Origin of the sequence: Chromobacterium sp. Panama (assembly GCF_003052555.1) — a bacterium.
Lineage (GTDB): Bacteria > Pseudomonadota > Gammaproteobacteria > Burkholderiales > Chromobacteriaceae > Chromobacterium.
In genome coordinates, this window is the sequence record NZ_QARX01000001.1 from 349289 (window position 1) to 358145 (window position 8857).

Below are 8857 nucleotides of genomic sequence, written 5' to 3' on the forward strand. Positions count from 1 at the left end.
AAGGCAGAAATATAAATATATTAATCAAAAAAGACAGCTGCCCTATCTGTCAGGAGCATCCGATGCCGGGGGGCAATTGAGGGGACGTTCTAAGAACGTGTTTACGATCTAGCGAACTAAAGCGAAAACGGCTGAGAAAGCGGAATGCATTGGCGGTGCATGAGCACTTCGAAGGCGGTTTCAACGCCGTATCGTCGACACGGGCAGATCGTAAGCAGGTGCTAAGGCCCTGCGTGGGGAGGGGTTGGCGAAGGCATGGTGCGATCCACCCCGACGTGCTTGTAGGCCGGGGTGGATGGGGGAGGGTTTACAGCCCTAATTGTAGCCACATCGCGTCTACGCGCTGTTTGACCGCCTGGTCCATCACGATGGGCACGCCCCACTCGCGGTTGGTTTCACCCGGCATCTTGTTGGTGGCGTCCAGGCCCATCTTGCCGCCCAGGCCGGACACCGGGCTGGCGAAGTCCAGATAATCTATAGGCGTATGTTCGATCAAGGTGGTGTCGCGCACCGGGTCCATGCGCGTGGTGATCGCCCAGATCACTTCCTTCCAGTCCCGGGTGTTGACGTCGTCGTCCACCACCACGATGAACTTGGTGTACATGAACTGGCGCAGGAAGCTCCAGCATCCCATCATCACCCGCTTGGCGTGGCCGGGGTACTGCTTCTTGATGCTGACCACCGCCATCCGGTAGCTGCAGCCTTCCGGCGGCAGGTAGAAATCGACGATTTCCGGAAACTGCTTTTGCAGAATGGGCACGAAGACCTCGTTCAGCGCCACGCCCAGCACCGCCGGCTCGTCCGGCGGCTTGCCGGTGTAGGTGCTGTGGTAGATCGCGTTTTCGCGCAGGGTGACGCGGTCCACGGTCAGCACCGGGAAGCGGTCCTGCTCGTTGTAATAGCCGGTGTGGTCGCCGTAAGGGCCCTCCATCGCGGTGTCGTCCGGATGGATATGGCCTTCCAGCACGATTTCGGCGCGCGCCGGCACTTGCAGATCCGAACCCAGGCATTTGGTGAGCTCGGTGCGGCTGCCGCGCAGCAGGCCGGCGAACTGGTATTCGGACAGGGTGTCCGGCACCGGCGTCACCGCGCCCAGGATAGTGGCCGGGTCGCAGCCCAGCACCACCGCCACCGGGTAAGGTTCGCCGGGATGCTGTTGGCAGAATTCGCGGTAATCCAGCGCGCCGCCGCGGTGGGCCAGCCAGCGCATGATGACGCGGTTGCGGCCTATCAGCTGTTGGCGATAGATGCCCAGGTTCTGGCGTTTCTTGTTGGGGCCGCGGGTCACGGTCAGGCCCCAGGTGATCAGCGGCGCCACGTCGCCGGGCCAGCAGTGCTGGATAGGCAAGCGCTCCAGATCGACTTCCGCGCCTTCCCATACGATTTGCTGGCACGGCGCCTTGCCGACCTCCTTAGGCGCCATCGACAGCAATTGCTTCAGCAAGGGCAGCTTGTCCCAGGCGTCTTTCAAGCCCTTGGGCGGCTCCGGTTCTTTCAGGTAGGCCAGGGTCTTGCCGATCTCGCGCAACTGCATCACATCGGCGGCGCCCATGCCCAGCGCCACGCGCTCGGGCGTGCCGAACAGATTGGCCAGTACCGGGTAATCGAAGCGTTTGCCGTCCTTGACTGCCTGTTCGAACAGCAGCGCGGGACCGCCGGCTTTCAGTACCCTGTCGCCGATCTCGGTCATCTCCAGATGTGGGGAGACCGGGGCCGCAATTCGTTTCAGCAGGCCTTGTTGTTCCAATTGGGAGACAAACTCCCGTAAATCTGCATATTTCATGACCATCTCATGATCTGGCGCAAAGTTTGATATTAGGTGCTTGGATAATCTGCCACCGGACGCCGAACGCTACTGCTGCCCGCAGTCAAAGTCAACGATGGCGGCAAGCGCCAGGCCTGCATTCGACCAAACATGACAGGAGAACCCAATATGAAAAAGCTCGCTCTCGCCGCAATGATCGGCCTGGTTTCCGCTAGCGCCTTCGCCGCTCAAGGCGACATCCTGGCGCGCTTCCGCGTGATCAATGTCAACCCCGACGCCAGCTGGAGCAACTCTGGCGTAGTGTCGGGTTTGAATGTCGACGCCAAGGACAGCTGGGCGCCTGAGGTCGACTTCACCTACATGATCACCAACAATATCGGCGCCGAGCTGATTCTGGGCACCACCCGTCACGAAGTCACCACCAACACCTTCGGTTCCGTCGGCAAGGTATCGGTGTTGCCGCCGACCTTGACCCTGCAATACCACTTCGCTCCGGACGCCACCTTCCGTCCCTATGTGGGCGCCGGCATCAACTACACCCGTTTCTACAATGAAGGCCTGAAAGCAGGTAGTGCGACAGATCTGAGCGTGAAGAAAAACAGCTGGGGTCCGGCGCTGCAACTGGGCGCGGACTACGCGATCAACAAGAACTGGTTCGTCAACCTGGACGTCAAGAAAATCTGGATCAAGACCGACGTGACCGCGGATCAGCTGGGCGGCGCCAAACTGGGCGAACTGAAGATCGACCCGTGGGTATTCGGCATCGGCTTCGGCACCAAGTTCTGATCGGCTCGCCGCTTTGAATCCAAAACGCCCTACGGGGCGTTTTTTTCTTGCTTGTCGCGTTAGAATGGCCGATTGAGAACTTTCCGACACTGGAGAAGCAAGATGACTGATTGGGTTGCCCAGGCGGTGCGCAAGATAGAGGCCGATTTCAATCGCTCCAGCGACACCCATTTGATCCCGCTGCCCATCCCCGGCGCGCCGGAGATACAGCTCTATTTCAAGGACGAATCCACCCATCCCACCGGCAGCCTCAAGCACAGGCTGGCGCGCTCGCTGTTTCTATACGGCTTGTGCAATGGCTGGATACGCGAAGGCAGCACCATCATCGAGGCTTCCAGCGGCAGCACCGCGGTGTCCGAGGCCTATTTTTCCCGCTTGCTGGGCCTGCCCTTCATCGCGGTGATGCCCAAGAGCACCTCGCAGGAAAAGATCCGCGCCATCGAATTCTACGGCGGCCGCAGCCACCTGGTGGACGATCCCGCCACCATTTACGACGAATCCAAACGCCTGGCGGAAGAGTTGAACGGCCATTACATGGACCAGTTCACCTATGCCGAGCGCGCCACCGACTGGCGCGGCAACAATAATATCGCCGACACCATTTTCACCCAAATGGCCTATGAGCCGAATCCGGTGCCGGACTGGATCGTCTGCGGCGCCGGCACCGGCGGCACCTCGGCCACTTTCGGCCGCTATGTGCGTTACCAGAAACTGCCGACCAAGGTCTGCGTGGTGGACCCGGAAAACTCGGTGTTCTACGACAGTTTTCATACCGGCAGCATGGACTGCCGCTGCGAAGGCGGCTCTGGCGTGGAAGGCATAGGCCGGCCTCGGGTGGAACCCTCCTTCATTCCCACAGTCATCGACAATATGATCCGGGTGCCCAACGTCGCCAGCTACGCCGCCATCCACTTCCTGGAAGAAGTGCTGGGACGCCGCTGCGGCGGTTCCACCGGCACCAATTTCTACGGTGTTTGCGAACTGGTGGGCCAGATGCGTAGCCAGGGCCGCAGCGGCTCCATCGTCACCTTGATCTGCGACGACGGCAACCGCTACCAGGGCAGCTATTACAACCACGATTGGCTGCAGGCCAACGGTTTCGATATCTCGAACTGGGTGGAGCGCTACCGCCGCTTCTTCAATGAAGGGCAGTGGTAAGCGCTGTTTGGCGGCGTGTAGACGGCGAGATGCCGACAGTTGTTGTCAAAAAGCATCAATTATTTGAATTGGAACCATGTTGCGCCGCACCGAAAACCCAGCGTGCGGCGCGCGGTTTTCTGCTGAGAAAATAGCAACTTACCGGCCCGGCCCGAACGCCCGGTTCGCACAATGGAAAAAATGCGCTGAGGTCTTGAATTTTCAAGGGATTTCAACGGCCCCAGCTTTATCTTTTTTGTTAAACTGGCGCCCTTTTTCTTGGGCGGGGAAGACAATGGCTCTCCTTGAAATCAAAAATGTCGTCAAGCGCTTCGGTGACTACACGGCGGTCAACAACGTCAGCCTGTCGGTAGAGGCAGGCGAGTTCTTCACCCTGCTCGGGCCCTCCGGTTGCGGCAAGACCACCTTGCTGCGCATGCTGGCCGGCTTCGAGCAGCCGGATTCCGGCCAGATACTGCTGGACGGTCAGGACATGTCGCAGGTGCAGCCGGAAAAGCGTCCGGTGCACACCGTGTTTCAAAGCTATGCCTTGTTCCCGCACATGACGGTGCGCGAGAACATCGCTTTCCCGCTCAAAATGGCCAAGTGGGACAAGGCCAAGATCGCTTCCCAGGTGGACGAATTGCTGGAAGACGTGCGCCTGACCCAGTTTGGCGACCGCTACCCGCACGAGATGTCCGGCGGCCAGCGTCAGCGCGTGGCCATCGCCCGAGCGCTGGTGGACCGTCCGCGGCTGCTGCTGCTGGACGAACCGCTGTCCGCGCTGGACGCCAAGCTGCGCGAAGAAATGCAGCTGGAACTGATCAATCTGCAAAAAGAAGTGGGCATCACCTTCGTCTACGTCACCCACGACCAGGGCGAAGCGCTGGCGCTCAGCCACCGCATCGCGGTGATGAGCCACGGCCAGGTGGAACAGCTGGACGCGCCGGAAACCATTTACAGCAAGCCCAAGAACCGCTTCGTCGCGGACTTCCTCGGCCAGTGCAATGTGTTGGAAGGCAAGGTCAAGCGCGTGGACGGCGACACCATGCTGGTGGACTTGAAAGGCTGCGGCGAAGTGCGCTGCCTGACCGTGCCGGACGTGCGCGAAGGGCAGACCGGCTGGCTGGCGTTGCGTCCGGAAAAGGTCAAGCTGGACAAGAGTCTGCCGGCCCATGACGACGAAGCCTATTTCAAAGGCCGCGTTCACGATTGCCTGTACCTGGGCGACGTTACGCTCTACGTGGTGGAAGTGGGCGAGGGCGTGATGGTGGAGGCGATGCTGCCCAACAGCATTCCGGGCGTCGCCAAATTCTTTGACGACAACGACATCGTGGAACTGGCCTGGCGCTTCGACGCCGGCAGCTTCCTGACGGAGTAAACGCGCATGGCGATTCGAGATCGATTCGGCAAGTGGGCGCTGTCGTGGCCGCCGCTGGTCTACCTGATCCTGTTTTTCCTGGTGCCGTCGCTGATCATGGTGGTGGCGGCTTTCCGCAATCCGGGCGATTACGGCGGCCTCGCGCCGATGTACTACCTCGAGGAAGGCAAGCTGGTCTGGGACCTGACTCTGGACAACTTCCGCCGCTTGGTGGAAGAGCCGCTCTACATCGAGCTGTTCATCAAGTCCGCCGGCTACGCGGGGATCACTACCGTGGTTTGCCTGTTGATGGCCTATCCGCTGGCCTGGCTGATCGCCCGCTCCGGCAAGAAATACCGTGACCTGATGCTGCTGCTGGTGATCCTGCCGTTCTGGTCCAACTTCCTGATCCGCATCTACGCCTGGATGATCATCCTGGGGCCGCAATCGGCGTTCACCAAAATGCTGAACGTGGTGGTGACCTCGCTGGGTTTTGAACCGATGCGTCTGTTGTTCACCCCGTTCGCCGTCATCGTCGGCCTGGTCTATGTGCACCTGCCCTTCATGGTGTTGCCGTTGTACGCCAATCTGGAAAAACACGACATGGCCTTGCTGGACGCGGCGCAGGATCTTGGCGCCAACGCCTGGCAACGCTTCTGGCGCGTGACCTGGCCGCTGAGCCTGCCCGGCGTGTTCGCCGGCTCCGCGCTGGTGTTCATCCCGGCGCTGGGCATGTTCGCCATTCCGGACATCCTGGGCGGCACCGACTCCATCATGATCGGCAACCTGATCAAGCAGCAGATACTGGACACCCGCGACTGGCCGTTCGGTTCGGTGCTGTCCATCATGCTGACCGGCGGAGTGTTGTTGATCGCGGCCCTGGGCGCGATGGTGGGCAGAGGAGGCAAGAAACGTGGCTAAGAAACAATCCCGCTGGTTGTGGGCGTCGGCGCTGCTGACCTATCTCTTCCTCTATCTGCCGCTGGTGATCGTGGTGCTGTACTCGTTCAACGATTCCAGGCTCAACGCGGAATGGGTGGGCTTCACCCTCAAGTGGTACGACAAACTGTTCCACAACGAGAAGATGCTGAGCGCGGCGGCCAACTCGCTGATCATAGGCATCATCGCCAGCGCCTGCGCCACCGTGCTGGGCACCTTGGCCGGCATCGCCATGCATCGCTACAAGCTGCGCTTGCTGCCCTTCCTGGTGCTGACGCCCATCGCCATCCCGGAACTGCTGATGGGGGTGTCGCTGGTGATCTTCTTCGTCATCGTCAACCAGCTGATCGGCATTCTGGAACTGGGCATGATCACCATCCTGCTGTCCCACGTCGCCTTCTGCATAGGCTTCGTCGCCATCGTGGTGCGGGCGCGGATGCAGGGCATGGACGACAGCCTGGTGGAAGCGGCGCGGGATCTGGGGGCGACGCCGTTCCAGGCCTTCCGCCTGATCACCCTGCCGGTGATCAAGCCGGGCATCATCGCCGGTGCCCTGATGGCTTTTACCTTGTCCATCGACGACTTCGTGATCACCTTCTTCACCGCCGGCGCAGGCGCCAGCATGCTGCCGCTGGAGATTTACTCGATGATCAAGATCGCGGTGACGCCGGAAGTGAACGCCGTTTCCAGCTTGTTGATGCTGTTGACCCTGGTGCTGATCGTCATTGCTTCGCGCGTGTCGCCCAGCGCGCTGCGGGCCAATGGCTGAGAGCCTGTTTAAGTAGTAGGGCCCCGGCCGGGCAACAAGGGAGCCGGCCGGTTTTTCATGTAGTCGCAACGCACTCGTGCGAATAGAAGGAAAAACGCAATGAAAAAAGTCCTGGTGACGCTTGCCCTGGCCGTATCTGCACAAGCGTACGCAGCGGAAGAATTGCACCTCTACAACTGGAACAACTACCTGTCGGAAAGCACCGCCAAGAGCTTCGAGGCTTATTGCAAGTGCAAGCTGGTGCAAGACTTCTACGGCGACAACGAAGAAATGCTGGCCAAGCTGGCCGCCGGCGCCAAGGGTTACGACATCGTGGTGCCGACCGGCTTCGCGGTGGAAGCGCTGATCAAGCAGGGCAAGGCGCAGCCGCTGGACAAAAAACAGCTGCCCAACTTCAAGAACCTGAACGCAGGCTATCTGAACAGCTTCTTCGACAAGGGCAACCAGTACTCGGTCCCCTACGCCTTCACCACCACGCTGCTGGGCTACAACGAAACCAAGCTGAAAGAACTGGGCTTGCTGGACAAGGCCAATAGCTGGGCGCTGATCTTCGATCCGGCCGTATTGGCCAAGCTCAAGGGCAAGATCACCGTGCTGGACTCTCAGCGCGAGCTGGTGTCCGCCGCCTTGATGTATCTGGGCAAGCCGGCCAACTCCACCAATCCGGCGGACTGGAAGGCGGCGCGCGACGTGATCCTGAAGGCCAAGCCTTACTGGGCCGCCTTCAACAACCAGAGCTATATCAAGGAACTGACCGTAGGCAACATCTATGTCGCGCTGGGCTATTCCAACGATATGTACCAGGCGCAGCAGGACGCCAAGAAGGCCGGCCGCAAGTTCGGCGTCAATTTCGGCTTGCAGAAAGAAGGCAACACTCTGTCGCTGGACAACTTCGTGGTGTTGAAGGACGCGCCGCGCAAGGACCTGGCTTACAAATTCATCAACTTCATGCTGGACGGCAAGAACGCCTCCGGGTTGACCAACGAGATGGGCTCGGGCAACCCCAATGCCGCCGCCGGCAAGTTCGTCAAACCGGAACTGACCAAGGTGCATGCGATCTTCCCGACCGCCGGCGAACTGCCGCGCCTGCAACAGCTGAAGGACTTGAACGCCAAGGACCGTCGCGAGCTGAACAAGGTGTGGTCCGAGATCAAGCTGAAGTAAGCGGGATACTCTATATAGGAAAAGGCCGGGATTCCGGCCTTTTTTATTTCAGTCCCAGCGACGGCGCGCCAGCTCGCCGATGGAGGCGATGCGGATGTCCACATGCGCAGGCCGCCGCACCTGCTTGCTGACCCAGACCGTTTTCATGCCCAGCTTCTTCGCCGTCAGCAGATTGGGCAGCGAGTCCTCCACCATGATGCAGTGTCGCGGATCCAGCCGCTCTTGCGCCAGAACTTTACGGAAGGCGCCGACATGCGGCTTGGGCACGTAGTCCACTTGCTCGACGCCATATATAGAGTGGAAGTGCCGCTCTATCGCCAGGCGCTGCAAAATGCCTTGCACATAATGGTGCGGGCCATTGGAGAAGATCAGCTTGCGGCCCGGCAGCGCGCTCAGCGATTCCGCCAGATTGTGCTCGGCGAACAGCCATTGCTCCAGTTCTTCCAGCTTATGGGTTTCCAATAGGAAGTCATGGGGGTCGATGCCGTGGTGGGTAACCAGCCCATGCATGGTGGCGCCGTATTGCGCCCAATAGCGCTCGCGCAGCAAGCGGGCTTCCACCGCGTCCACTTGCAGATGTTTCATCATATAAGCGGACATCGCGTGACTGATATGGGCGAAGATGCCGCCGCTGGCGTGGTGCAGCGTGTCGTCCAGGTCGAAAATCCAGGTTTTGTTGCGCATGATTGTGCTTCTAGAAGGGCGGACGAGGAGGGGAATTATCGTTTTTTCAATCCGGAAACGACAGTCCCTACCCGTGCATGGCGGCTACGCTGAAATTCTTCATATGGATGATTCAATATAAATCATGGGGATAGCTTGCGAGAGGCCTCTTTTGTCAAAAATCTTTCACGAAAGGTGTTGACGGGTTTAGGGACCTGACGTATAGTTCGCCTCCTCAGCAGACAACGCAGCGACGGAAACGAAACGCAGCGAC

Annotated in this window: 8 protein-coding genes; 6 read left to right on the forward strand and 2 right to left on the reverse strand. The window is 59.8% G+C overall.

Annotated elements, in window-relative coordinates; translation table 11 throughout:
* Positions 1-307: 307 nt before the first annotated feature.
* A complete protein-coding gene (gene ubiD, locus DB032_RS01770; RefSeq protein ID WP_107798013.1) occupies positions 308-1783 on the reverse strand; it encodes a 4-hydroxy-3-polyprenylbenzoate decarboxylase in 1476 nt (491 codons plus the stop codon).
* 150 nt (positions 1784-1933) lie between these two features.
* On the opposite strand from ubiD, the gene DB032_RS01775 reads away from it, so the two are divergent.
* From DB032_RS01775 to DB032_RS01800, 6 genes are all read left to right on the forward strand, one after another.
* Complete coding sequence (locus tag DB032_RS01775) at positions 1934-2551, forward strand: OmpW family protein (protein ID WP_107798014.1); 618 nt, start codon at positions 1934-1936, stop codon at positions 2549-2551.
* A gap of 102 nt (positions 2552-2653) precedes the next feature.
* Positions 2654-3709 carry a PLP-dependent cysteine synthase family protein gene (locus DB032_RS01780; RefSeq protein ID WP_107798015.1) on the forward strand — a complete coding sequence of 352 codons (1056 nt, stop codon included), beginning with the start codon at positions 2654-2656 and terminating at the stop codon, positions 3707-3709.
* Between the two features lie 274 nt (positions 3710-3983).
* Positions 3984-5069 carry an ABC transporter ATP-binding protein gene (locus DB032_RS01785; protein ID WP_107798016.1) on the forward strand — a complete coding sequence of 362 codons (1086 nt, stop codon included), beginning with the start codon at positions 3984-3986 and terminating at the stop codon, positions 5067-5069.
* 6 nt (positions 5070-5075) lie between these two features.
* Positions 5076-5969 carry an ABC transporter permease gene (locus DB032_RS01790; protein ID WP_199225791.1) on the forward strand — a complete coding sequence of 298 codons (894 nt, stop codon included), beginning with the start codon at positions 5076-5078 and terminating at the stop codon, positions 5967-5969.
* Positions 5962-6756: an ABC transporter permease gene (locus tag DB032_RS01795; protein WP_227106685.1), complete on the forward strand. Its 795-nt coding sequence runs from the start codon at positions 5962-5964 to the stop codon at positions 6754-6756. The genes DB032_RS01790 and DB032_RS01795 overlap by 8 nt, the downstream gene beginning before the upstream one ends.
* Positions 6757-6855: 99 nt before the next feature.
* Positions 6856-7920 (forward strand): PotD/PotF family extracellular solute-binding protein, encoded by a 1065-nt coding sequence (locus DB032_RS01800; RefSeq protein WP_107798018.1) that lies wholly within the window; start codon positions 6856-6858, stop codon positions 7918-7920.
* 48 nt (positions 7921-7968) lie between these two features.
* Here DB032_RS01800 and DB032_RS01805 read toward each other — a convergent pair whose 3' ends face one another.
* Positions 7969-8604 carry a pyrimidine 5'-nucleotidase gene (locus DB032_RS01805; protein ID WP_107798019.1) on the reverse strand — a complete coding sequence of 212 codons (636 nt, stop codon included), beginning with the start codon at positions 8602-8604 and terminating at the stop codon, positions 7969-7971.
* Positions 8605-8857 lie beyond the last annotated feature (253 nt).